The organism is Clostridium sp. UBA7339, assembly GCF_002470865.1.
GTDB classification, from domain to species: Bacteria; Bacillota; Clostridia; order Clostridiales; family Clostridiaceae; genus Clostridium_J; species Clostridium_J sulfidigenes.
On sequence record NZ_DKPI01000006.1, the window covers coordinates 920,984 to 946,443 of the forward strand.

Sequence of the window (25,460 nt, forward strand, 5' to 3'; positions counted from 1 at the left end):
CTTTTAGTTCTATAGTAATTATAATATTCTACTTTACTAAAAAGAGTTCTATGGTTTAATTATATAATCAAACTAAAAATAACATATTACTGGTGTACCCTGAGTTATATATTCAAATATCTTACTAGCAACATCATATGGAGTATTTATACATCCATGAGAACCATCTGTTATATAAATTTGCCCTCCAAATTTTGAGCGCCAAGTAGCATCATGGATACCAATATCCCCATTGAAAGGCATCCAATAACTAACGGGTGCCGCATAATTTTCTCCTCTTAAAGTTGCATTTTTTTCTTTGTAAGTTAAACTGTAAATACCTGGTGGAGTAGCATGCTTACTATCAGCATTACCACTAACCATAGGCCCTTCCGTAATTAAAACTCCATCATTGTAAAACCATATATGCTGGGTTGTTAAATTAATTTCTACATATGTATTTCCGAAATCATTTGCACCATAAGCTACAGCTGTTTGAGCATATATAGGTTGTCTTTCTTCCTTTTTTCCATCTTTAATAACATTAATTAAAGTTTCAGTTTCTTCACTATAATTAATTAACCATCCATAGTTACCTCCGCTTACATTTACGGTAGTTCCAATGGAGGTTTTAAAATTTCTTGTAGCCCCATAAGTATCGTACTTAATAGACAGTGAATTTACATATTCTCTTGCCTTTTCTTCATTAATAGATACCTTAAAGTTTTTATCAATATCAAGCCAATTATGAATAGAATCTCCATTTAATACTTCTTTATTATCTCCAAATTTATGAGTAATTACTGAGCCTATATACTTATCAAGAGTATTTTTAGCATTTACCACTTCCTTTGAAGCAACAGTATACTTTGGTTTTTCATAGCATTCAATTTCTTCTAAATTTATTTCATCTACTTTATTATTAAGTGCTTCCTTAACTTTTTTATATAATATATCTTTATTTACCTTATTTCCTTGTACTTCATCTTTAATTACGTATTCCTTATTTTCATATTCAATTTTAGCACTCTCAGGTTTAATTACATTATCATTCTTAAAACAATTTAAACTACGAAACTTCTTTTTTAACAATTCATCATTATAAGATACTTTTTTTTCTAACTTATAATCGCTAGTATTAAAAACTCCATAAATCCATCCAAAAGCACTTTGATTATCCTTCAAGTCTCCAATTTTGTTTTCTAAATTATACTTATATTCAATGTCGCTTCCATTTATATTTTCTTCAATATTACCTCTTTGCTTTAACTTTAATATATAAGCTTCACTTTCTGCTAATATATCAGCTTCTATATCTTCCGTGGTTTTTCCAGTAACACTAACTCCATTAATCTTAGTTCCAAAATAAAATCTCTTCATAAAATATAAAGATGTACTTAAATATATAATTAGCAAAATACTAATGGAAATTATAATACCTATAATTATCCTCTTCTTTATATTCACACTTTTTTCTACTTCTTGATCTTTAATCTCCATAATAACCCCCTATATAACTAGCAATTGCAAATAAATTTACCCCGATTATTTACAATTAAATAATATTAATAAATATATTCTCATACTATATATACTAATCATACCACTTTAAAAGTACAAAAATATAGGTTGTACCTATTATTATTAAAGTACAACCTATAAGTTTTAATTTATAGCTTTTTCAACCCTTAATTTATAGTTTCTGAAGCAAGCGTAGCCTTATTGAAAGTTTTATCCATTTTACCGTTACATAGTAACTCTGCTTCCTCTCTTGAAATAACATTATTTCTTATCATAGACATTAATACAACTTCACTTCTTTCCTTTGCTCTTTCATAATTTTTAGATAATGCATAGTTTTCTGGTGATTGTGGTAATCCAGCTAACAACAATGATTGAGATAAAGTTATTTCATTGGGTGATGTATTAAAGTATCCTTTAGAGGCTTGTTTAATTCCAGAATAGCCATCGCCATAATATATTACATTTACATATAGCTCTAATATTTCTTCCTTTGAGTAATTATTTTCTAGTTCTCTAACCACAAAAATTTCCGCAATTTTTCTTTCCAATCTTTGCTCATGGGTAAAAAATAAGTTTTTTGCTAATTGCTGTGTTATTGTACTTCCCCCCATAATTATTTTCCCTGCATCAATATTACTAATAGCTGACCTTCCTATGGCTATTAAATCTATTCCATTATGATTATAAAATCTATGATCTTCTACGGATACAATAGCATCTAGGAAGTCTTTAGAGATTCCATCTATAGTTACATAATCCTTACCATTTCTTATATCATTAATTTTTTCTTGTACCCCTATATCAGAGGTAGCAGCTCTATATAAAGAATATCCATCTTGTAAAACAAAAACTCCAAGTGCTGTCATTAAAACAATAATCCCTAAAGTAAGTTTAACTAATAACTTCTTCATTGCAACTCCTCCTTATAAGTTTATTATACATCTCTTAGTTCACATATGTTATCGAAGTAACTTACACTTATCTTACACTTTTGTAATTTACAATTTTATAGGTTAACATATTAATTATTAATTACTAAAATTAATTAATATTATAGTCAATGACTAGTGATTTAAAGAAGGCTTTAAAATAAAAATACTATCATCAAAGAATTCATAAGTATTCCTTAATGATAGTATTTTCCTATTTAATTAAGAGTCTATGGATTTTAAAACTTGATATTGCTCTATTACTTTTAAAATTTAAATATTGTATTTCTTTTTAACTATTATATCTATACTTACTAAACTAGAATATAATTCCCCACATTATTGTAGAAACTAAAGTCATTGATAATCCTACTAAAGATTCATATGGTATTAATTTCAAACGCTGTCCTATGCTCATCCCTGTTGCTCCTGCTGTTGCATGGAAGAAAGAACCATGTGGTAGATGATCAAGAACTGTAGCTCCAGCATGAACCATCGCCGCTCCTCCTATAGGTGATATACCTACTCCCACTATGGCTTGTGAGAATGTAGCTGATGCTATAGTTGACCCTGAGGTTGTTGAAGCTGTAGCAGCACACATTAATATTCCAGAAATAGGTGCCAATACAAATGCTGGCATATTTAAAGCATTAAGCACTCCTATAGTTGTAGCCTGTAATCCTGATGCCTTTATTATTCCTGCTACAGTACCTGTCCCTATTAAAAGTATTGCTACAGGCATCATTTTAGATAATCCAAAGGTTAGATATTCGTTAATATTTTTACCTTTACCCATAACTAAAACTCCTATAATACCTCCAACTGGCAATGCTATAAGTGGATCTATTGATATTCCTATTAATGGTCTAAGTGATAGTAAAATTATAGTTACAATTGGACCAATTATTGCTGCAAAGAAAGATGGCAATTCCACCTCTTCAACATCTTCTATTTTTGTTTCTTTTGCACCTCTATACTTTTTATTAAGTAAAGAAGTCAATATTACTGTAACTACAAGCCCAACTATGGCAGGAATTATATTAGCTACCATTAAAGATGACAATTCTACTCCAAAATTTTCTGCTGCTGCTATGGTATTAGGGTTTGGCGATACTATATTTCCTGCCTTACCTCCACCAATCATAGCTAAAAGTATAACCATAGGTGAATATCCTAATTTCTTCGCTATTGCAAGGGCTATAGGTGCTACTGTTATTACTGCTACATCTATAAATACTCCAACAGCTGTTAGTATCATGGTTGATAACGCTATGGCAAATAGTGCTCTTTTCTCACCTAAGCTTTTTACAATTTGATCTGCAATTTTAGCTGCTGCTCCTGTCTTAATAAGTACTCCTGCTAAAACTCCAGAGGTCACTATACGAAGGATTGCTGGCATGATATCTTTTGCTCCGCTTATCATTACACTTACGGTTCCTTCAATTCCAGCTCCACCTACTAACCCTCCAACTACTGCACCTAATATTAAACTATATACAGGTTGTACTTTTTTAATGATTAATACTATGGCTACTACAAGCCCAAGTAAAGCTCCTAATGTTGTAATCTGTACTTCCATTATCGTCACCCCTATTTAAGATTTTTATTCTTTCATTGTCTTTATAAGTCTGAAAATTTGCGTCATTGTTGATGTCATATTCTTTATAGCTGTTTCTTTATTAACTGCTTCTTCTATAGTCATAGCTGAATTTATTATAGAAAAATAGGCATCTATTCCTTCTTCATTACACTTAACAGCATCTTCTGTAGTGCATCCTGCCACTGCTATTACCTTAACCTTATGTTTTTTAGCAAGCTTAGCAACTCCTATAGGCGCTTTTCCCATGGCAGTTTGATTATCTAGTCTACCCTCACCAGTAATAACTAAATCTGCATCCTTTAAGGCTTCTTCTAACTTAATTTCTTCTAATATTATCTTAATTCCAGATTCTAGTTTTGAATTTAAGAACCCTAAAAATGCAAATCCAAGTCCACCTGCTGCTCCCACACCTTCTGTCTCAGCTATATCTTTTCCTAAGTCTTTTTTAACCACCTGTGCAAAATTTCTAAGTCCTCTATCTAATTCTTTCACCATATCAAGAGTTGCACCTTTTTGTGGTCCATAAACATAGGCTGCTCCATTTTCTCCATACAAAGGATTGGTCACATCACAAGCTATTTTGAAGGTACACTTATCTAACTCCTTCAATTTATTATGTGTTTTTATAGTTTTTATCTTATTTAATACCTGGCCACCAAAACCAACAGGTTCATTATTTTCATCATAAAACTCATATCCTAAGGCCTGTAGCATTCCTACTCCTGCATCATTAGTAGCACTTCCACCTATTCCAACTATAAAGTTTCTACATCCTTCTTTTATGGCAGCTTTTATTATTTCTCCAACTCCATAGGTAGTAGTTTTTAAAGGATTTCTTAGTTCTTGTGGAACAAGTGCATAACCTGCCCCTTGAGCCATTTCTATTATTGCTGTATTGTTATTTTTTAATATCCCATACTTAGCCTTCACCTTTTCTTCCACTGGACCTGTAACAGATATAATTTTACCTTCACCATTCATGCCTTCTACTAAGGCATCTACAGTTCCCTCTCCCCCATCTGCTAAGGGCATTATTTTTATATCTGAATTATTATCTACATTCAATATTGCTGTTTTTATTGCATTAGCTGCTTCAATTGAGGTTAAACTTCCCTTTAAAGAATCTATAGAAATTACAATTTTCATTGCTACCTCCTCCTTTTATCAAATTATATCAAAGGATTTTTGTCACTTCTATGTTACACACAACAAAATAATACGTTTTCACACCTTAATTTTTGTCATATCTAATATTGAATTTTCAAATTTAAAATCCTTCATAAAAATATTTTTACTTATAAACAAAAATATCTCAAAATTGGTTATAATTAATCCTCATTTTTATTTGATTGATACCTATTATTCCATATAGATACAATTTCAATAAAAATTTTAGATTTAATCAATTTTGAGATAATTCATTATTAAAAATTTCTTTGCATTTTGCCTTTTATGATAGTTTTATAGCTAAATAAAGTATTACGGATTCATTAAATTTCCTTGGATTAAATCCTGATTTTTCATATATTCTTTCTAATCTGTACTGAAGGGTATTTTTATGTACATATAGCTCTTCTGCAGTTTGTTTTAGAGACATATCATTTTTATAATAAACCTCCAATAGATTTATATCCTCTTCATCAAGAGATTTTAATACCTTATCCTTATACTGATTTTTTGTTTCAGTATCTACACTCTCTAAAATAAGCTCTAAATTCAAGCTATCAAGATAAGTTAAAATATCATGGTTTTCAGCGGAGTATTTAAGGGCAATTCTAGCTTCTTCATAGGATTTATACGCTTCATATAAACCCTTTAACCTCCCTACTCCCCCAGTTAAAATTCCATGATACTTACTTAATGTTTCCAAATGAGTGTTTCTTAATTTATTATATCTTTCTTGGTTTACTAACGCTATGAATTCATTAGGATAAATATATAGTTTAAATATATTACCAATATCATCTAATACACCTTTTATATGGTTCTCTATAGTCTCTAGCTCTCTAAGATTATGATACTTATTTATCTTTAAAATAACTATTGCAAACTGCTGATCTAACTCTATTCCAAATTCCTGAAGAATATTTTCAATTTCATTTTTATCTTCAACATTATTATATATCAATGACTTTACAACATAATTTATTCTCTGTTTATCTGCTTCGTATTTATAATTTAGCTGCTGTTCTTTTATAAATATTTCTGTGATTTTAGTGACTAAAAATCCAAATTTACTAACTTCACTAGGCTCTCCAGTTATACCTATAGCACCTACTGCAATATTGTTTATTTTTATGGGATAGTTTATACCTTTTCTACTTCCTTTATATTCCTCATTATCTTCAACAGTTACATTACTCAAAGTTTTTATAGCATTATATCCTGCTTGATGAAAGGTGTTAAGTCTAGATTTATCTGTACTACCTATAATTATCCCATTAATATCTATAAAATTTATATCTTTATCTACAACCTCTTTAACTGCATTTACTATTTCTTGAGCTAAGTTAAAATTGATTTTATTAATTATCATAATTTAAATCATCTCCTTGTGAAGCACTATATACAAACTTAAAGGAGGTTACCTTGTAACAAATATTATATACCACTAAATTAATTCATCCTGCTTTAATAAATTAAACAATGTAGGATTCAAATTAAATTCATTCATTAAAGCATTAACCTCTGAAAGTGCCTTTTCCTTTTTTTCCTTAGCTATACTAGCCTTTGATGCCCTAATTAATATGTTTTTAGGAGAATGAGCTATATCTATAAATTCTAAAAGCTGAGTTTTATATCCTACAGATTCTAAAAGATTTCCTCTTACTGCATCAGTCATGAGAGCTGCTACTCTTTCTTGAACTATGCCGCATCTAGTAAGTATAGATAAGGATTCTGTGTTCATTTGCTTATTAAACTCATGCTGACAACAAGGTACAGAAAAAATCATTTTGCTATTCCATTTAATAGCATTATATAATGCATAATCTGTAGCAGTATCACAAGCATGTAAGGTAATTACCATATCAACCTTATCATTATATTTAAATCCATTTATATCTCCAAGTTCAAAGTGTAAGTTTTCATAATTATATCTTTTAGCTATATCATTACACTTTTCGATTACATCCTTTTTAAGGTCTAGACCTATCATCTTAACATTAATTTTCTTAATCTCTACAAAATAGTAATATAGTACAAAGGTTAAATAAGATTTGCCACATCCAAAATCTAAAATTGTAAGCTCTTTATAATCATTCTTTTTAATTTCATCATCAATGATTTCAACAAATCTATTTATTTGTTTGTACTTATCATACTTAGAATTTACCACTTTGCCTTCTTTAGTGAAGATTCCTAAATCTATAAGGGGCTCAATTATCATTCCTTCTTTAATGATATAATTCTTTTCTTTATTATGTTCTTTATTAATAAGACTTTCATTATTGCTTGTTTTCTTTCCTAAATGAACTTTACCCTTTTTAGATATTCTTAAATCAAAGGTAATATTACTTGCCCAAGCAGAAACTTGTTTATAATTATCCATTGTATACTCTAAGACTTTTTCCTTTAATAAATCTAAAGGAATATTTTCATGAAATACCTGCTTATCAGTATACTTTTCTATTTGATAATACTCCTTCGAGTTGTTTTCCTTTAATATAAATATTATTTTGTTATATTCTATATCTTTATTCATCTTATTACTAATAACTAATTTTATAATATGTTCTTTTATAATTTCATCAATTGCTTTTCTTAATTCTTCCATCTTTACACACCTTACTATTTATATTTGTATCTATTGTATCATATATTAAATTATTGTGTTCTAAAAGAAAAAGTACATCCAAAATATTATATTATCTACATAGGGTATAGATAAATCTTTAATTTTCTATGAAATGATAATATATAGCTTTAACTATTGGTTATAAAAATGAATATTAAAAAGGGAGTCTATGACTCCCTTAAACTTTATAAATTAACTTAATATATATACCTTACAATCTATCTAAATCGCTAATTATATCTTTTCAGTTTTCAGTGCCTTCCACAGTGAAACGCAACATAAAAGCATTACTATAATAAACGGAAATGCAGCAACTACAGATGCTGTTTGTAATGATGCTAATCCACCTGATAACAATAAAGCTGTAGCTAGCAGTGCCTGAAGTATACCCCATATTATTTTCTTTTTATTAGATGGATTTAAATCTCCATTTGAAGATAACATACCTAACACAAAAGTTGCTGAGTTAGCTGAAGTAATGAAGAAAGTACCTAATAATATTATAGTAAATACTGAAATTATACTTCCTAGTGGATATTTAGTTATAACTTGGAAGAATGCAGTTTCTGGTGATGCAGCTAAGTTTTTTAATACATCCATTGTGAGCTCGCCAGTAATACCAAGATTTACTCCAAGAGTTCCAAAGACTGAGAACCAAATTATAGATACAATACTTGGTGCTACAATAACTCCAATTATAAACTCTCTAATAGTTCTTCCTTTGGATATTCTAGCAATAAATACTCCTACAAAAGGTGCCCAAGCAATCCACCACGCCCAGTAAAATATTCTCCAACTATTTACCCATTTATTACTTGCAAAAGGTTCAATATGCAGGCTACTCTCTATAAACTCTGCTAGATAACCACCTGTACCATTTAAAAAAGTATTTATTATCTTTATGGTTGGTCCTATAAATAGAGATAAAATTAAAATCCCAAAAGCAATGACCAAGTTTATATTTGATATTGCACTAATTCCTTTTTCAATCCCACTAACTGCAGTCCAAATAACTATTACTGTTATGACAAATATTATAATTAACTGAACTATAGGCGTTTCTGGAACTCCAAACATATAACTTAATCCACTATTAATTTGTAGTGTTCCAAGTCCTAAAGAAGTTGCAACTCCAGCTACTGTGGCAAATACTGCAAGTATATCAATAGTTTTACCAATTGGTCCATTTACTCTTTCTTCTCCTAATAATGGAATAAATATGCTGCTAATTAGTCCAGGTTTATTTTTTCTAAATTGAAAATATGCTAGAGCAAGACCTATAATACTATAATTTGCCCAAGGGTGGAATCCCCAATGCATAAAAGAAGATTTAAAAGCAAAATTTGCAGCTTCAACGGAACCTGGATCCATACCTTCTATTGGTGCTACAAAGTGAGATATAGGCTCTGCAATTCCCCAAAATACTAGTCCTATTCCCATACCTGCTCCAAATAGCATTGCAAACCAAGCAACGGTGCTATATTCTGGTTTTGAATCATCCGGTCCAAGTTTTATTTTCCCAAATTTACTAAATGCTAATACTACTGCGAATACTACAAATATCATCATAGAAAGCAGGTATGCCCAGCCAAATTTTTCAGTTAAAAAATTAAGAGCACTATTGGATATTTTTTCAAAACCACTTTTATCTAAAATTCCCCAAAATACAATAGCAAAAGTTATAATCAATGAAATAATAAAAACTGAATTTGTCCCTTGCTTTCTTTTAGTCTTTACATTTAGTGTTGTATTTGTATTAGTGTTGCTATTCCCCATAACAATATCCTCCTTAAAATTAGAGTAGATAATTATGCCGTAGGTTTTCTTTAGGGGCTGTAAATTTACTTTCACAGCCCCTTAAATATTAAAACTTAACTTTAAAAACAGTTTGTTCTTTTACATCTGTAGCTAAGGCATCTAATGCAACTCCAACTCTGTGGTAACGAAGTTTCCATTGTTCTTCTTTTGAAGTTCCTGGATCTCCTAGCGGATATGGAATAGATATAGTAGGAATAATCTTGTTTGCTCCTGCTGTTTTTGAAACTGGAATTAAGTTTGCCATTTGTACAATTGGCATACCTGATTTTTCAATTTCCTTAACCATGGTTGCACCGCAACGCGTACAAGTTCCTCACGTAGAAACCATTATAACTCCATCTATACCTTCATCTTTAAGATGAACTAAAATCTCCTGTGCCATTCTCTTTGCCTCAGCTTGAGTAGTTCCAGTACCAACTGTTGAATAGAAATACTCATGTAATTTTTTGAATTTTCCTTCTTTCTCATATACTCTTAATGCATCTATTGGAGCTATTACATTTGGGTCTGCATCTGCTGCTGCAGGATCAAAACCAGCATGGATTGTTTTATAAACTCCACCTTTTAGAGCATCTACGCCATCAATATTGTATCTTCCCCATCTTGTTGCAGACGCTGATTGAATTCTATCTGGATTATCTACAGGGACGATGCCTCCTGTATTTAAAAGTGCTATAGTTGCATTTTTAAGATCTTTAATTGGCTCTGCTATAGGTACTATATCTGTTTTAGGAATTGGAAGTTCAGTGATAAACGGTCTTCCATATAATTTATCTATAAGCATTTCTACTGCTCTATCAGCACCCAACTTACCATCTTTTCTCCAAATTTGATGTCTTATCCCTCTAGGATAATATCCTTCTACTTCAGCACCAAGGGTTTCTTCACCTTTTAAAATCTTATTTCCAAAGGTTGCCATAGCTTTTATATCACTTCTCATTTTAGCTGCACTATGTCCTCCTACAAAAACATACATATCTCTTTTAAACATTTCTACCCCAGGATTTTCTATGTGCATAGAAGTAATTACTGGAACATTAAATTCTTCTTTAACAGCATTACAGATTTCACCACACGCAACACCATATCTTCCTGCTTGAAAAGCTGGGCCTGCAAAGAAAATATCAAATTCTATATTTTTAAGTTCAGATATAATTCTTTTTATAGCTTCTTCTGTATTAGATCCCATAAAGTTATCTCCACAAATTATTGTATGAGTAACTTCTGCATCTAAGTTTTTATTTAGCTCTATAGCCGGTCCTATTGTGCCTTCCTTAATTATAGGCTCAAAATCCGCCTTATCTTCTCCACCTATTTGACCAAAGAATTGGTTTATATATATTACTGCCTTTTTCATTTTATCCCCTCCTAGTTACTAAAACTCTATCATTGTTTTTGGCGACCAACCACAAACTTGATCTCCACAGAACATAGCATTATTCTCCATTATTATTGATCCATCTGATCTTACAGAAGGTCCAAGTATCTCATCATTTTCCCAACCACCAGATACACCGTCTCTACCTAGAGATTCTAATTCTCCTATAACAGTTTCCATTGGTGGAAGAGTTATTAATTCTGACACATTACCACAAGACACTATAGCATCAGCCTTTTCGTCCATAGAAACTAGTGGCTGTGATTGTCCATCTCTTCCAGTACACTCATTAGTAAGTCCTACAACTTTTACTCCCGCATCTTCAAGAGCAACTATACAGGCTGTAAAATCTGCATCAGGGTTACCATATCCTTCCTCTGCAACTATTGCACCATCAGCTCCAATAGACTTTGCAATCTGTGCTACAAATAGCGCTGCACGGTTTTTTTGTTCTAAAGCTACATTCAGATTTGACATTATTATTCCTAAGAAATTTATTGTCTTTCCATGTTCTTTATAAAGTCTTTTTATTGTAGGATTATTTTGAAACTCATAAGTTGACCATTTAGATGAGCAAGGCATGAAACTGCCTGATACCAACGCTCCATCTAAAACTTCATTGGGATGCATAAAGGTTGGTAGCATACGATTCATGTCCCATCCATACAAAAATGTGTTATACCCTAACTCTTCCATTTGAGATTGAGGTTGCATAACAAATACCATACTTGGAAGTTCATTTACCCTTTTTTCACGTTTTATTACTGGCTTTAGTTCATATTCTTCAATTTCTTCTGGTTCTAAATCTTTAACAACACTGCCTATAAATTCTGCAAGTTTATGTCCTGCTTCTCTTAAAGCTTTATTTTTTTTCTGTTGTTCTCTTTTTTCAAATTCTTCATCTGTATCAGCAACTAGTACTATATTTTTAAGTTGAGAATAGTAGGTATATTTTGCACCTTCTCCACTCATATCAATAAGTCCATCTTGAAATCCACCCCAATGTTTTCCCACTACCAGCAGACTACAATCCTTCAGTGCATGAGTTCTACCATTACCTGCTTTAACTAAATCTCCTGTATAACCTGGAAATAATGAATCTCCATTCAATTTTACTCTTGGCTCTATAGCTTCTTTTACTGGCATAAGTCGTACATTGTCACCTGGTTTAACAATAAATAAATCTGCTTCAATTATGTGCTTGTCCTCTAAAACAAAATCTAATGCTTCCTTTTTATTAATAGTTAGTATTCCTTGAGTAAATTCTGTTTTTTCGCCAAAAACTATATCTTCCACATGAAAATTTCCAATTTCTAGTTTCATACTCCCACTCCCTTATTATTTTTTTAATATTCTTAATATTTATAATATTATTTTATTCCTCTAATTGCATTTTGTAAACGCGTTTACGTTTTTTTTGTTATTTAATTAACAAATTCTATGTATTTAAAAATCAAATAGTTAATCTTATATCATTATAAATTTAAATTTTAATGTTATAATAAAGATACATATTAATAATGAGTAAATTAAAGGGGTAATCTTATGACTAAGTCAGCCATAGAAAGAAAAGAAATGATAGTTTCTTTCATAAGTTCAGCTAATAAACTTATAGATGAAGAAGGTATAGAAAATGTTACAGCAAGAAAAATTGCTCATGCTACAGGATATAACGTTGCTACTGCATATAAGTACTTTAAAAATTTAAATCATATTTTGTTTTTTGCTTGCATGAAATATTATAATTTATATATTCAAGATCTTCCTAATTATATTAGTGAAGACAATTCATCTTTAGAGAATTATTTAGGTATTTGGAAGTGTTTCTCTATACACGCTTTTAACAATCCTAAAATCTTTAAATCAATATTTCTAGATCAAGGTCATCTTAGTGTTAAAGATACTATGAAGGAATATTATGAAATTTTTCCTAATGAATTAAAAAGTCTCCCAACATCTTTATCTACTATGCTAGATAAAGATTATATTAATGAACGTGATCTTGCTTTACTTGAAGTATGTATTAAAGATGGGTATATAAATCAAGAAGATGTTAAAGAATTAAGTGAAAATATTATTATTTTTTTTGAAGGTTTATTGATGAAAGTTACAAACCATGTTGATGGATATAGTAAAAAAAGGGCATTAGAAATTATTCTAAAATTTATTTATAACACCTTGCATTATTATAACTTAAAGTCTTCCAATGTTTTATCACCTTTTTTAACTCTATAAAATGCCATTAATGTAGATGTATTTAAAATGAATATTAATTTAATATTTACATATATTGTGTAATCACACTTTTAAATAATTTATAATTTTTAAATATAAAAAACCCCTTAAATAGTATAACTATTTAAGGGGTAAATATTTACTAATTAAAAACTAGATAATAGTAATATTTTCTGCTTGTGGTCCTTTTGGTCCTTTAGCTACGTCAAAAGAAACTTTTTGACCTTCTTCAAGTGATTTATAACCATCAGAATTTATTTGAGAAAAGTGTGCGAAAACATCTGTTCCATCTTCTCCTGTAATAAATCCAAAACCTTTTTCTCCATTAAACCATTTTACTGTACCATTCATAAATGTATACCTCCGAAATTTTATTTTTCTTAAATTCATTGTAATAATTCACTAACAAAATTTCGATATTAACATACTCTATTTATTAAGTACTAATTGAAACATATTGGTTTATATTATTTACTATTAATTTAAGTTCTTATTAAGCATACTACACTTTATTATATAAAGCAAGTTATTTTATAATAATTTACTTGTTTTATTAAAAATAGTTTTATTTTCCTTAATTTTTCCTTCATTACCTACTATACAACAATAATTTTCATTCATTCCTATCTTAATCATTGAAGCATAACTTCTTATATCTTCATTAGTAGTACTTAAAAGTTCATCTCTCCATCTTTGAATGTCTTCTTGAGTTACATTGCAAATATAGTCTGCAACTGCTTTTTCACCTTTTCTATCAGGAGTTAATGGTTTATATAACTGTCCAACAGATCCTATTATAAATTTTTCCATATCCTCCTTGGTAAAATCTACTTCTTCTAAGAATTTATAAGCTTCATTATATACATCTATAGTTCTTGTAAGATTAGGATCACGATAGGAGAAAATTGCTAAATTACCATCCTTATTCATGTCACTATAACATCCATAAGCACCACCTTGAAGACGAACTCTAGGATATAAATATTCATTATCTAATATATTTAAAAGCACTCTCATTTTCCCTGAATATTCATAACCAAGATCTGCAAAATTAAATCCCTTAACTACATATTGCACATTACTAGCAGTTATTATAGCTTCGATATTTTTTTTGCTCTTATGCTCAAGATTATATAATTTAGTAGGTTCAGTTTTAATGTTACAAATAACCTTATTAATATTAGTTACTACTGTTTCAACTTCTTTTTCTTCTCCCACCACTGAGATAATTAAATTATTTTTATTAAATATTGTTTCATAAACCTTAATAAGATTGCTTCTAACTTCCTTACCAGATTTCTCAATACTTTTTTCTAAATTACAGATGAATTCATAATAAGTTGCACCACTAATTTTTTCCCAGTATCCTCTACCACAAGAAGTCTGTGCAAATACTCTGTTCATCCCAACCTCATGTCCTGCATTTATAACTCTCATTTGAAGCTTTGATTTTGTTTCTTGAATAATTTGTTTAAGCCTACTTAAATCATCAAATTTAGTAGTAGTAATTATTTCATTTACTAACTCTAGTAGAGATGAAATGTTTTCTGCAATTACCTTTGATTTAACTATAAATTTAGGATGATATGCCTGACTATTATTTTTCTCAGTGTATACTTGATTTTCAAAAGTTATTCCACCTGTAGTTTTATAGATTTCTGTGATTAATTGAGAATAACCTCTTTTCTCAGTATCAAGCTCCCCTAAAACATCCTTTAAAAGTCCTAAATAAGGAATATACTTTTCTTCAATTACTTTTGCATCAAATAGCAGATTAATATACACTATTTTATTTGTAGGAATATGATGTTTTAAAATGGTTATTCCTTGTTCTTTTACAACCTCTTGAGGAATTTTTTCTACTTTTTTATCTACCTCTTCTATAGGTAGCTTTGGAAGAGTATCTTTTTCTTCTTGGGTATCAACCCTAACTTGAGCTTCTTTTAACTTCCTATTTCGCTCCATAAGCTCTTTTATTTCTTTTTCGGATAAAGAACTTCTATAATTTTCTAGCTTTTTTTCTAATGCTTTATTTCTAGCATCTTCTAATCCCTTTTTAGGTGTCAAAACTACTAAGGAACAATGGGGATTTTTAACCATATTCTTTTCAATAAACTTCTCAAAATATCCATTGTCTAAAGCAGTTTTTATCTTATTAAGGATATCTTCATACTTCAAGTGAACAAGAGGATCTCCATCATATATCCAACTATTTAAAACCCAATCATTATATTCGATTCCCTTATTAGCAGTTCTCCATGGATCAGCTTCACGCAAATCAAATTCAATGGTGTTTATAGCTGCCTTCAATTGATCCTTATCTAATCCCTTGTCTACAAGTTCTTTAAGAGTATTCATAATAACATTTATAAATTCACTCTTCTTTGTAATATCTACATTCTTAGCTACTATTGGGAATAATATTTCCTTAGTTGCATCCATATTCATATCATCCCTTGTTATAATACACTCACCTATACCAGCTTTAAGTAAGGCAGCTTTTATTGGAGATGCTGAGGATTCAATTAACATGTTATAAAGTATTTTTGTAGCTAAATATGCCTCTCCATTACGTGTTTCTTCAAAGGCAAAATTTAGTGCTAAAAATGCCTTATTTTCTTCATCTTCATCCTCCCTAATAGAATAATTAGCAGTTCTTTCTACCATACCTTCAAAATTTTTCACATCATCTATATGAGAAGATATCTCTATTCTGTCAAATTGATAAAGATATTCATCATTTATAAACTTAAGACATGCATCCAAATCCTGATCCCCGTATAGATAGATATAACTATTAGATGGGTGATAAAATTTGCTATGAAACTTTTCAAAATCCTCTTGAGTTAGATTAGGTATATCCTCTGGATCTCCACCTGAAACAAAGGCATAAGTAGTATTTGGAAATATTGATCTATATATATCACTACAAATAACTTCCTCTGGTGATGACATGGCTCCTTGCATTTCACTATAAACTACACCCTTATACGCTAGTTTATTAGTATTTTCATCTAATTCATATCTCCAACCTTCTTGACGTAATATTTCATGATTTTCATATATTCTAGGATGTAAAACTGCATCTAAATATACATCGATTAAATTCATAAAATCTTTACTATTTCTACTTCCTACAGGATACATAGTTTTGTCTGTAAATGTCATAGCATTTAAAAAAGTGTGTAATGAACTCTTGGCCATATCTCCAAAAGGATCCTTAGCCTTAAATTTTCTTGAACCACAAAGTACAGAATGCTCTAATATATGAGCAACTCCAGTACTATCTGTAGGAGTTGTCCTAAAACTTATAGAAAATAACTTATTATCATCTTCATTTTCTAAATGTAAAAGTCTTGCTCCACTTTTCACATGTTCAAATATTCTAGCCATGGATTGTGCCTCTTCTACCTTCTCCTCTTTTAATAATTTAAATCCATAGTAGATTTCGTTAGTTTTAAATTGCATATAAATTCCCCCCACAATCACTCCTAATAGTGGTTTAAAATCATTTTAAACCATTACTATTCATAACTTTATATTAAATAAAAAAGTTATAGATATACCTTAGTTAAACCAAGATATCTACAACTTCTCATTTTACTAAAAAAATAAAAAGTCATAGAGTCCAAACAACCCCATGACTTAAAATATCAAAATAAATATGTTAAAATCTATTCTTAAGGCCGTTATAGGTATTATAAAATTCACTTTTATTCAAATTTTTTATACTTTTCACTTAAAAACGACCTCCTTTCAATATTCTAACTATTCAATCATAACATTTTTTAACATACTTGTAAATACAATTAATATAAGTTATGCTACATACATAAACAAGCTCTTCAATTTTATATACTATAAAAACTTTATTAAAACTTATACATCTTATAAGTCAGAAGTACAATGGGGGCATTTTGATGCTTCAATTGAGATTTCTGAAATACAGTAAGGACATTTTTTAGTTGTTACAGGTTTTGCTTCTTCTTTGCCTTTAAACCTATCAAGTTGCTTTACCACAATAAATACTACAAATGTCATAATTAAAAAGTCTATAAGTCCAGTTAAAAAAGTTCCATAAGCAACTACTGAGGCTCCAGCTTCCTTTGCAGCAGCTAGAGTTACATATTCTTTTCCATCTAAAGCAATAAACAAATTTGAAAAATCAATTCTACCTACAAAAATACTAATAATAGGCATTATTACTGTCTCAACCAAAGATGTTACAAGCTTAGTAAAAGCTGCACCTATAATCATACCAATTGCTAAGTCAATCATATTACCTTTAATCGCAAATTTTTTAAATTCCTTTAACATACTTTTCCTCCTTAAAATAATAAAAAACTCTACTTGCTATACCTAATAGCCTAAAAGATCTATCATCATAATTACCATAGGATATAACTTGTCCATTATAACATAAATGAACATGTCCAACAGACCCTATTCCATCTAATGTTACATATATAAATACTTCAATGTCAACATCTTTATTACTACTATTTTTTTCATCTATGACAACATCTTTTAAAAGAAGTTCCAGCATAATATAAATTCTATTATACTGAAACTTCTTTGATATTCTTAGTTTTTAATTTCTACTATTAATTTCTTCTGTGATTTTACTTATAATCTCTTCAACCTCAAATCCGCCTCTTTCACTAATCATATCTAATGTAGCTATAGATGCCATAGTCTTAAATAATACTGGATTTTTTAGTTTACTAAACTTAGGTGAAAGGTTTAGTAAGAATTCTTTTAGAAATGGATATTTTTTTACTAAGTCACCTATAACAGTTTCCTTTGTTAATCCATATTGATTTTTTATAACCTCACCACTTACCTCATCCTTTTTACTTTCTTGTTTTTCATTAGTCCAAGATAATAATCTCTGACTTCCCTGTAATCCTCTAATCTTTGTTACATCCTGCATCATCTCAAGTACTCCTCTAAAATTCCCTTCTTCATCTCTTACTGCATTATAGATTATATAAATAAACTTACCACCGATTTCTAACCAAAACTCTGCCTGATCTTGTTCACCCGCTCTAAACGCTCTAATAATTTCTTCTACCATATGAACACTTTCTCTTGGATGGCAATTTTGCACCTTTCTTCCTATAACTCCTGCACTTCTTGGAAATACTCGATGTTTTGTATCACTATAAAACTTTACAATCTCATTTTCATCTACATAGGATAAATCTACTTGAAGATGTTTAAAAATTAAGTTTATCTGCTTAAGTGTTAACTTTCCTTGGCTTACATCTAACACTTCATTATCTTCTTTATTGAATATTCCATGTTTTTGTAAAACCTTTGCCAAATCCTTCAGAAGTTCATTATTAGACGCATTTTCATCTTTTTTAATTTCATCTTCTTTGTAATAAGGTGGTTTCTCAATTAGACAATATCCAATTTCATCATCACCTTTTCTCATCTTAATAAAATCTTCATGGTCAAGAAGATCCATTGAAGTTGGATAAAGTATTTCTTCTTCTTTTATCATCATATCCTCAATCATTTCAATTACTTCATTTTGAATATCTAAAAACTTTTCATGTTCATCCCTATCTAAATACTCTTTAGCTTTTTTAATAATATCTTTTATATTATTTTCTAAGGTCCACATTACTTTAGAAGGTTTATCGAAGCCCTTACCTTCGAGAGCAGGATATAGTTGATTTTGCTTTCTTGAAAAATGTATATTAATTTCTTCTAATTTATCATATACCTCAGCCCATTGATTTTTAATAAACTTTTTATTTAACATATTATTAGCTTCAATTAAAACATTTCTTATAGCCTTTCCTTCCTCTAAATAGGTTCTAATTGGATGACCTAATTTAACGTCTATTTTATTACTTGTAAGTATTCCATCAAAAATTTGCAGAATTTCATCCATTCTCTCTGCTAATTCATCATCAGTTATACCATATTGCTGAAGATATTGCTCACATATAGCAAATTCTTGAGCTGTTACACTTTTAACTGATGTTATCAGTTCTTCTTTTGCTAGTTCTATAGATATTTCTCCTCTTAAATACTTAAGTTTTATTTCCATGATCTTTTTAACTTTATCATGGTCGATTTCTAAATTATCCTCCATTTGAATTTTTTCTATTTTCTCTTTAGGAGTGAAGTAAACATGAAATTCTTCATCACTTAACTTCTCTACATATTTATCAAAGCCTTTACCATCCATCATTTTATACATAGGAAAAGGTTCGAAATCTTTAATTACATGTATACCTTCATTTGATTTCAACTCCTTAATTGCTTTAGTAATACAATCTTTAAAAGTCTCATGGTCTCCACGTCCATCAATAGTAATGTAGTTAATTTGCTTTTTCATATATTTTCATTCTCCTCATATTTTATATAAAATTTAAATATATTATTTAAACTTAAAATTTCTATTTAACATCATATTGTTTCTAATTGATAATGTCTTTCATTTACAATGTATCATTATTTTATTTATAAATCTGTGATTACTATCACAATATTTCTTAATATTATTTAGTTATCTTCAGTATAACAACTGCAATATTTTCAATATCTAAAACTGAATAAAAAAAGATGATTATATCAATTGCACTATTGATATAATCGTCTTCTTAAAATCTATTTAATTCATGCACTTTTAATCATGTCCAACAAAACCTTTATTTCTCCACTTACCTCTCTTAAAGAAAACTGTAGTTACAATTGCTCCAAGTGTCCAAGATACAAGTAGTGATATAAATGTAGATTCTGGTCTTCCAGTAGGATAAGCTGCACTACGAGTTAAATATGCAATACCATAAGCAACAGGTACACGTAAAATCACCGTAGTAATTAGAGAAATCCACATAGGTGTCATAGTATCCCCTGCACCTCTCATTACACCTGATAAACTTTGAGTTACTGCCATAGCAATATAACCCACTGCAAGAATACGCATCATATGCATACTTAAGTCAACTAATTCTGCTGTATCAGTGAAAACACCCATAAGATATTTACCAAAAATTAAAATTAAAATTGTTATAACAGTAGAAACTCCAACAGCAATCATAGTACCATCTTTAGTACCCTTATCAACTCTATCCATCTTTTTAGCTCCAATATTTTGTCCAGCATAGGTTGTCATTGCATTACCAAAGGTGAAGTTAGGCATCATAGCAAATCCATCTACACGCATAACAATTACATTACATGCTATAACCATTTCTCCAAAACTATTAGTTAGAGATTGTACAACAATCATTGCAATAGAAAATATGGCTTGAGTAAATCCAGATGGCAATCCAAGTTTTATAAGCTTCATAGAATATTCCTTAGCTGGTACAAGCATCTTAAGATTAAAATCAAAGGTACTATTCATTCTTGCTAACTTAATAATACAAAGAACTGCTGATATACCTTGAGCAATAATAGTTGCCAAAGCAACTCCTGGTACCCCCATTCCAAGTCCTGCAACAAACCAAAGATCAAGGAATACATTTAAAATTGTAGCAATAAGTAAAAATCCAAGAGCAGATATAGAGTCGCCAAGTCCTCTAAGTACTCCTGCTAAAATATTGTAATAAGCAAAGCCTGCTATACCTACATAATAAATAACAAGATAATCTGCACACCAATCTATTATAGATGCTGGAGTGTTAAGAAAAGATAACAATGGACGAGTAACTAGAGGCCCTATAACCATTATGATTAGAGATGCTATAGCAGTAAGAGATATGCATACCCCAATGGTATGAGAAAGCCTTTCTCTATCCTTTGCTCCAAAATATTGAGCAACCATGATTCCTGCTCCTGTTGCAATTCCAACAAAAAGTACAAGTAAAAGATTTAATATTGGAGATGCACTACCTACAGCAGCCAGTGCATTATCACCTACATACTTACCCACAATAATAGAATCCGCTGTGTTATAAAACTGCTGAGCTATATTCCCAATAAGCATTGGTAATGAAAATTCTACAATTCGTTTCCATGGTGTCCCCTCAGTCATGTCTTTAGGAGAAAAAAGTTCTGAAAATTTTACCATACATCTACCTCCTGATTAAATTTAATAAATTAAACTTCAATTTTTCCTTAATTTAGAGCTAACCATAAATGGTTAGCTCTAAATTTCATTCTTTTATAACTTATTTTATTTTTAAAATTTATATAATAAACATAGTTCTTAGTTTCTTTGAATCTTACCAACTGAATTCTTAATATCGGTATTTTGGGTACTTAGAAGTCGTTGTCCTTTAGGATAAATCTTTTAAATGCACTGGTCTTTTGAATATTACTTCGATATTCGAATTAATATTAGTGTATAACAATTCTGAATTCTTGTCAATTTTTGTTTTAAATTTAATGTTGTTGTTAAATGATAAAAATTCATTAGTAAAAGTTTTATCTACTATAACAATAATTTAATTCTCAATAAAAAAACAACCCTCCCAGTTTATTACCTAAGATGGTTGTCTAAAATTTTTTCTTTATTATTTTATTTACTCTCATATAAAAGATTATTATGCTGCTTTCTTCCAGAATATTTCCTTTGTAATATGATATTCTACTTCTTTTTCAAGTTTTTTTATTTCTCTAAATCCAATTCCCTTTACAAGGTTTTGAGACCTTTTATTATCTTTCTTAATTTTTGCAACAACTTTTTCTGTCCTCATTTCAAAAAATGCAGTTTTTAACGCTTCCATAACTGCATTATGGCCTATACCTTTTCCCCACAGTTCCTTTTCTCCCACAGCTATAACAATTTCAATTGTTTCACCTTTTGGGATAAGTCTTAAAAAACCTATAGTTCCATAGGGATTTTTTATAGTAAAAAATCTACAGTTGTTATTAAATAAATGAGTTAAAATTGGCAGATTTATTCTATCTATAACATTAATTAAGTTCTCTCTAGCCTTATTATCTTCATTTAAATACTTTACAATTTCCTCATCACTAAGCCAATCAGCTATCTTTTCTGCATCAGATCTATATACTTCTGGGCTTAGGACTATACTGTTTATTTCCACAAAGTACAACTCCTTAAACCTATTTAATGCTTGCAAACATATGTTAATTTACTAGTAACTATGATTTATAATACTATTAATCTTAATATAAGTAAAAATCTTAATTGCTGATTAACTAAGTTTAACTTGTTTTTATTGTACTTTCCTTTGTTTTCTACAACTTTTCCAATTAGTTTATATTTCCCATTTTTAGCTTTTTAATCCCAGTTAAAGTTATTAAAAGTCTTTTTATTACATTTGATTTCCCCTACTCTAAAGATTTTTGTCTGGATAAAACAATAGATGCTCCAATTATAAGAATTCCTCCTAATATAGAGTATACGGATAAAGATTCTCCAAATAATATCAATCCCCAAGTTGCATTAAATAATATTCCTATATACCTTACTACTTCTACAATTACAGCATTAGTATTTCCAAACGCACCTGTTAAAAATATTTGTGCTAATAAGGAAACAACTCCTAAAATAAACAATAAAACAAATTCTCTAACTGTTGGTACTACAAAATTATTTCTCATTAATATAGCCGCTACTATTGTAGATGCAGCTAAAAAATAAAATACAATTTCATAAGAATGATGTTTCTTAGATTTTGCTAATTTTCTAATAGTTATAGAAGCACTTGCTGATAGGATTGCACTTAACAATCCAAATATAGCATAAAAAGAATATGTGGAATATCTAAATGGATTTATTATAAGGCTTGCCCCAAATAAAATAATTATAATAAATATCCAAGCATTCTTTGGTAGTCTTTCCTTCAAAAACATTGCAGAAAATATCATTACAAAAACACCTGATAAATGTGCTAATATAGAAGCATCTCCTAACTTCATTGTAGAAATTGCAAAGAAGTATGTTACCATGTAAAGTCCTCCTAGAAGCCCTCTCATTAATAAAAGTGGTTTTCCTTCTTTAGAAAACTTTACATTAGTTCCCTTCATTAATATCAATATTAAAATCACACCAATTATGCCTCTAAAAAAAGCTATTTCATTAGAGGGTATTCTATTACTAACTAACTTTACTAAAACATTCATTATACTAAACGTAAATGAAGATAGTATTGCCAATATTACACCTTTATCTACTCTCATTTAATCGCTCCTTAATTATAATTTTTGCATTGTTTATGCTATGATCTTCAAATACACTATTATTTATATTATTCTCACCCTTATCTTCAATAAATTTATTTAAGTAAATATCAAATAAGTCTAATAAATATTTTGCATTTTCCATGTCTATATTTAATTTTTTTCCTATAGCATATAAAAGCTTGATCTTTTTATAATCTTCAAATGGCATTCTTGGTATATTCCATTTTCCCCTATTATCTTTATAAATTTTTGGATAAGGAATCCTTGAAAACTCAAAGTATCTTCCATTTTTATCTGGTATGGAAAACGGATCAATTAATATTGAGGAATATCTAACATAAAGTAAATATTCTTGTTTTATGGTATCATATTCCATATATTTATCTATATTTTCTCTTGATATAGATTCTTCTAAAACTGGATAATTATCATCGTTTAAAAACTTAAGTATATTAATAGGTTTAATCCTGAGTTTCATATACACTTGACATATTTCTTTCCATAAAGAACGCATAATAGATATAGTATTCATTGTTATAGGTCCTTCTGGATATAGCTTGTATACATATTTATTTGTTTTATCATAATCAAATACTTGATTTAAACTAATATCATTAATTAAAAAAGCTGGATGTACAAACATAGTTATGTTTCTGCTTTCAACTTCTAATGGATCATTTAATATTTCTGAAATAACTCCAATATCTTTTAGAAAACTTTTTAGAACTTGTACTTTATAGCTATATTCTAATGATGAACCTATATATATCTTTTTTTTCAAAGCTTTTGTTGTTACTTCTATTAATGATTTTGATGATGAATACTTAGTTGCACCGAAATAATTAGACAAAGAAATTATCTCTAATTCCCTTATCTCTCTATTTAAGTAATTAGAAACTATTATACTAGACCCAAACTCTGGTGATACTAAAATAATCGTTTTTACTCTAGTAAGCCTTAGTAAATCTACTTTTTTTAATATGTCCATATAGCAATCACATGGAACACACAATACCATAGTATCCCAGATATCATCTATATTAGCATGTCCTATATATAATTTTTTTAATTTATAGCTTCCTTCTACTTTAAATAATTCTCTTTTTGATGCGTTCCCCATTATTGTAAAATCATTATTTTTTAATTGTTGTAAAAAAGATATAGTTTTATCACTTTCTCTAGCAACCATACCTATTTCACCCAAAAACCCTTTAGATAAATTAATTGTCATATTCATTGCTACAGGTCCTGAACCTACTATTAATATGTTTCCCAAATTATTATATATATCTTTAATCATCATACAGATTTCTCCAAAACTATACTTTCATAAATATATTTACTGTCTTTTATTATTGTTTTTTGACAATGTTTCAATATCTTTGTATCCAAAGGGTAATTAAATATACTTTTTAACTCATTTCCATACCTTAAAATAACCTTTGTATCTCCATTGATATTTTCTAATAAAAATTTTGCAATATCTAATTTTTCTTCAACTAAAGAAGCTATAATAATATGAGTAAAGTTGTTTAAATCAAATTTACTTACATCTTGGGATGAAAAGAATATATTTTTGATCCCATACTTATCTGATAATCTTTGAGACAAATCAAGTGCTTCTTTATCAATATCTAAACATGTCACTTCACAATCAACTTCATTTTTTATAGTAAAAGCTGTTATAGGCATAGCTCCAGAGCCAATAAATAGAATCCTTGATTTGGTATTTATTTCAAACTCCAGTATTTCATTTTGCACAGCAAGATTTAATTCATCAGAATACTTGAATGAATCCACACTACCGCTTAATATGCTATGAGCTTGAAACTTTTCAACCCATCCTAAGGCATTTGAAGTAGAGTTTCTAAGTTCTCTAACTAGAGAATCATACGTTTCTTCTGATAAATATTTCTTCCATTTTAAATTATTTGAATTATCTAGTATAAAATCACATACGTAATCAAGTTTATCTTTTAAGACTGAAAAACATTCATTATGCTCTTTGCATAAGTTCATAATTTCTTTAATATCTATGTTTAACAACTTTAAATTTAATAAAAATTTATGTTTATTCATACC

Annotated in this window: 20 protein-coding genes; 1 reads left to right on the forward strand and 19 read right to left on the reverse strand. The window is 29.3% G+C overall.

Translation table 11 applies throughout. The features are described 5' to 3' along the window. Window positions 1-72: 72 nt before the first annotated feature. The 9 genes from B2S02_RS07770 to B2S02_RS07810 all read right to left on the reverse strand — a co-directional run bounded on the left by B2S02_RS07770 (window position 73) and on the right by B2S02_RS07810 (window position 12,347). On the reverse strand, window positions 73-1,479 hold the full coding sequence (locus tag B2S02_RS07770; RefSeq protein ID WP_346920495.1) for a L,D-transpeptidase family protein: 1,407 nt from the start codon (window positions 1,477-1,479) through the stop codon (window positions 73-75). A 188-nt stretch (window positions 1,480-1,667) separates the two neighbouring features. Next, a complete protein-coding gene (locus B2S02_RS07775) occupies window positions 1,668-2,414 on the reverse strand; it encodes a biosynthetic peptidoglycan transglycosylase (protein ID WP_346847297.1) in 747 nt (248 codons plus the stop codon). A gap of 337 nt (window positions 2,415-2,751) precedes the next feature. Further along, window positions 2,752-4,011, reverse strand: coding sequence for a GntP family permease (locus B2S02_RS07780; protein ID WP_346847296.1), 1,260 nt, complete (start codon window positions 4,009-4,011; stop codon window positions 2,752-2,754). Window positions 4,012-4,035: 24 nt separating this feature from the next. Continuing rightward, window positions 4,036-5,178, reverse strand: coding sequence for a glycerate kinase (locus B2S02_RS07785; RefSeq protein ID WP_346920496.1), 1,143 nt, complete (start codon window positions 5,176-5,178; stop codon window positions 4,036-4,038). 304 nt (window positions 5,179-5,482) lie between these two features. Then, window positions 5,483-6,568: a CdaR family transcriptional regulator gene (locus B2S02_RS07790; protein WP_346847294.1), complete on the reverse strand. Its 1,086-nt coding sequence runs from the start codon at window positions 6,566-6,568 to the stop codon at window positions 5,483-5,485. Between the two features lie 75 nt (window positions 6,569-6,643). Next, complete coding sequence (locus tag B2S02_RS07795) at window positions 6,644-7,807, reverse strand: SAM-dependent methyltransferase (protein ID WP_346920497.1); 1,164 nt, start codon at window positions 7,805-7,807, stop codon at window positions 6,644-6,646. Window positions 7,808-8,062: 255 nt separating this feature from the next. Beyond that, window positions 8,063-9,604, reverse strand: coding sequence for a glycine betaine uptake BCCT transporter (locus B2S02_RS07800; protein ID WP_346920498.1), 1,542 nt, complete (start codon window positions 9,602-9,604; stop codon window positions 8,063-8,065). Between the two features lie 88 nt (window positions 9,605-9,692). Beyond that, window positions 9,693-11,003: a betaine reductase selenoprotein B gene (gene grdH / locus B2S02_RS07805; RefSeq protein WP_346920499.1), complete on the reverse strand. Its 1,311-nt coding sequence runs from the start codon at window positions 11,001-11,003 to the stop codon at window positions 9,693-9,695. A gap of 18 nt (window positions 11,004-11,021) precedes the next feature. After that, window positions 11,022-12,347, reverse strand: coding sequence for a glycine/sarcosine/betaine reductase component B subunit (locus B2S02_RS07810; protein WP_346877229.1), 1,326 nt, complete (start codon window positions 12,345-12,347; stop codon window positions 11,022-11,024). 222 nt (window positions 12,348-12,569) lie between these two features. Here B2S02_RS07810 and B2S02_RS07815 point away from each other — a divergent pair, with 222 nt between their 5' ends. Then, window positions 12,570-13,259 (forward strand): TetR/AcrR family transcriptional regulator, encoded by a 690-nt coding sequence (locus B2S02_RS07815; RefSeq protein WP_346877228.1) that lies wholly within the window; start codon window positions 12,570-12,572, stop codon window positions 13,257-13,259. A 153-nt stretch (window positions 13,260-13,412) separates the two neighbouring features. On the opposite strand, the gene B2S02_RS07820 is transcribed toward B2S02_RS07815, so the two are convergent. The 10 genes from B2S02_RS07820 to B2S02_RS07865 form a co-directional block, all read right to left on the reverse strand. Further along, the gene (locus B2S02_RS07820; protein WP_035131204.1) at window positions 13,413-13,610 is read right to left on the reverse strand and encodes a cold-shock protein; all 198 of its coding nucleotides are present in this window, start codon (window positions 13,608-13,610) and stop codon (window positions 13,413-13,415) included. A gap of 180 nt (window positions 13,611-13,790) precedes the next feature. Then, window positions 13,791-16,727 (reverse strand): insulinase family protein, encoded by a 2,937-nt coding sequence (locus B2S02_RS07825; RefSeq protein ID WP_346920500.1) that lies wholly within the window; start codon window positions 16,725-16,727, stop codon window positions 13,791-13,793. A gap of 420 nt (window positions 16,728-17,147) precedes the next feature. Next, on the reverse strand, window positions 17,148-17,576 hold the full coding sequence (gene mscL, locus B2S02_RS07830; RefSeq protein ID WP_346847288.1) for a large conductance mechanosensitive channel protein MscL: 429 nt from the start codon (window positions 17,574-17,576) through the stop codon (window positions 17,148-17,150). Then, a complete protein-coding gene (locus tag B2S02_RS07835; RefSeq protein ID WP_346847287.1) occupies window positions 17,560-17,805 on the reverse strand; it encodes a hypothetical protein in 246 nt (81 codons plus the stop codon). Before B2S02_RS07835 ends, mscL begins: the two co-directional genes overlap by 17 nt. Before the next feature lie 45 nt (window positions 17,806-17,850). Beyond that, window positions 17,851-19,614: a PAS domain-containing protein gene (locus B2S02_RS07840; RefSeq protein ID WP_346920501.1), complete on the reverse strand. Its 1,764-nt coding sequence runs from the start codon at window positions 19,612-19,614 to the stop codon at window positions 17,851-17,853. Between the two features lie 291 nt (window positions 19,615-19,905). Further along, entirely contained in the window at window positions 19,906-21,294 is a 1,389-nt protein-coding gene (locus B2S02_RS07845) for an MATE family efflux transporter (protein ID WP_346920502.1), read from the reverse strand. 475 nt (window positions 21,295-21,769) lie between these two features. After that, a complete protein-coding gene (locus B2S02_RS07850; RefSeq protein WP_035131214.1) occupies window positions 21,770-22,276 on the reverse strand; it encodes a GNAT family N-acetyltransferase in 507 nt (168 codons plus the stop codon). 247 nt (window positions 22,277-22,523) lie between these two features. Then, complete coding sequence (locus B2S02_RS07855; protein ID WP_346847283.1) at window positions 22,524-23,375, reverse strand: DMT family transporter; 852 nt, start codon at window positions 23,373-23,375, stop codon at window positions 22,524-22,526. Further along, window positions 23,362-24,681: an opine metallophore biosynthesis dehydrogenase gene (locus tag B2S02_RS07860; protein WP_346847282.1), complete on the reverse strand. Its 1,320-nt coding sequence runs from the start codon at window positions 24,679-24,681 to the stop codon at window positions 23,362-23,364. The genes B2S02_RS07855 and B2S02_RS07860 overlap by 14 nt, the downstream gene beginning before the upstream one ends. Then, a complete protein-coding gene (locus B2S02_RS07865) occupies window positions 24,678-25,457 on the reverse strand; it encodes a nicotianamine synthase family protein (RefSeq protein WP_346847281.1) in 780 nt (259 codons plus the stop codon). Before B2S02_RS07865 ends, B2S02_RS07860 begins: the two co-directional genes overlap by 4 nt. Between the last annotated feature and the right edge of the window lie 3 nt (window positions 25,458-25,460).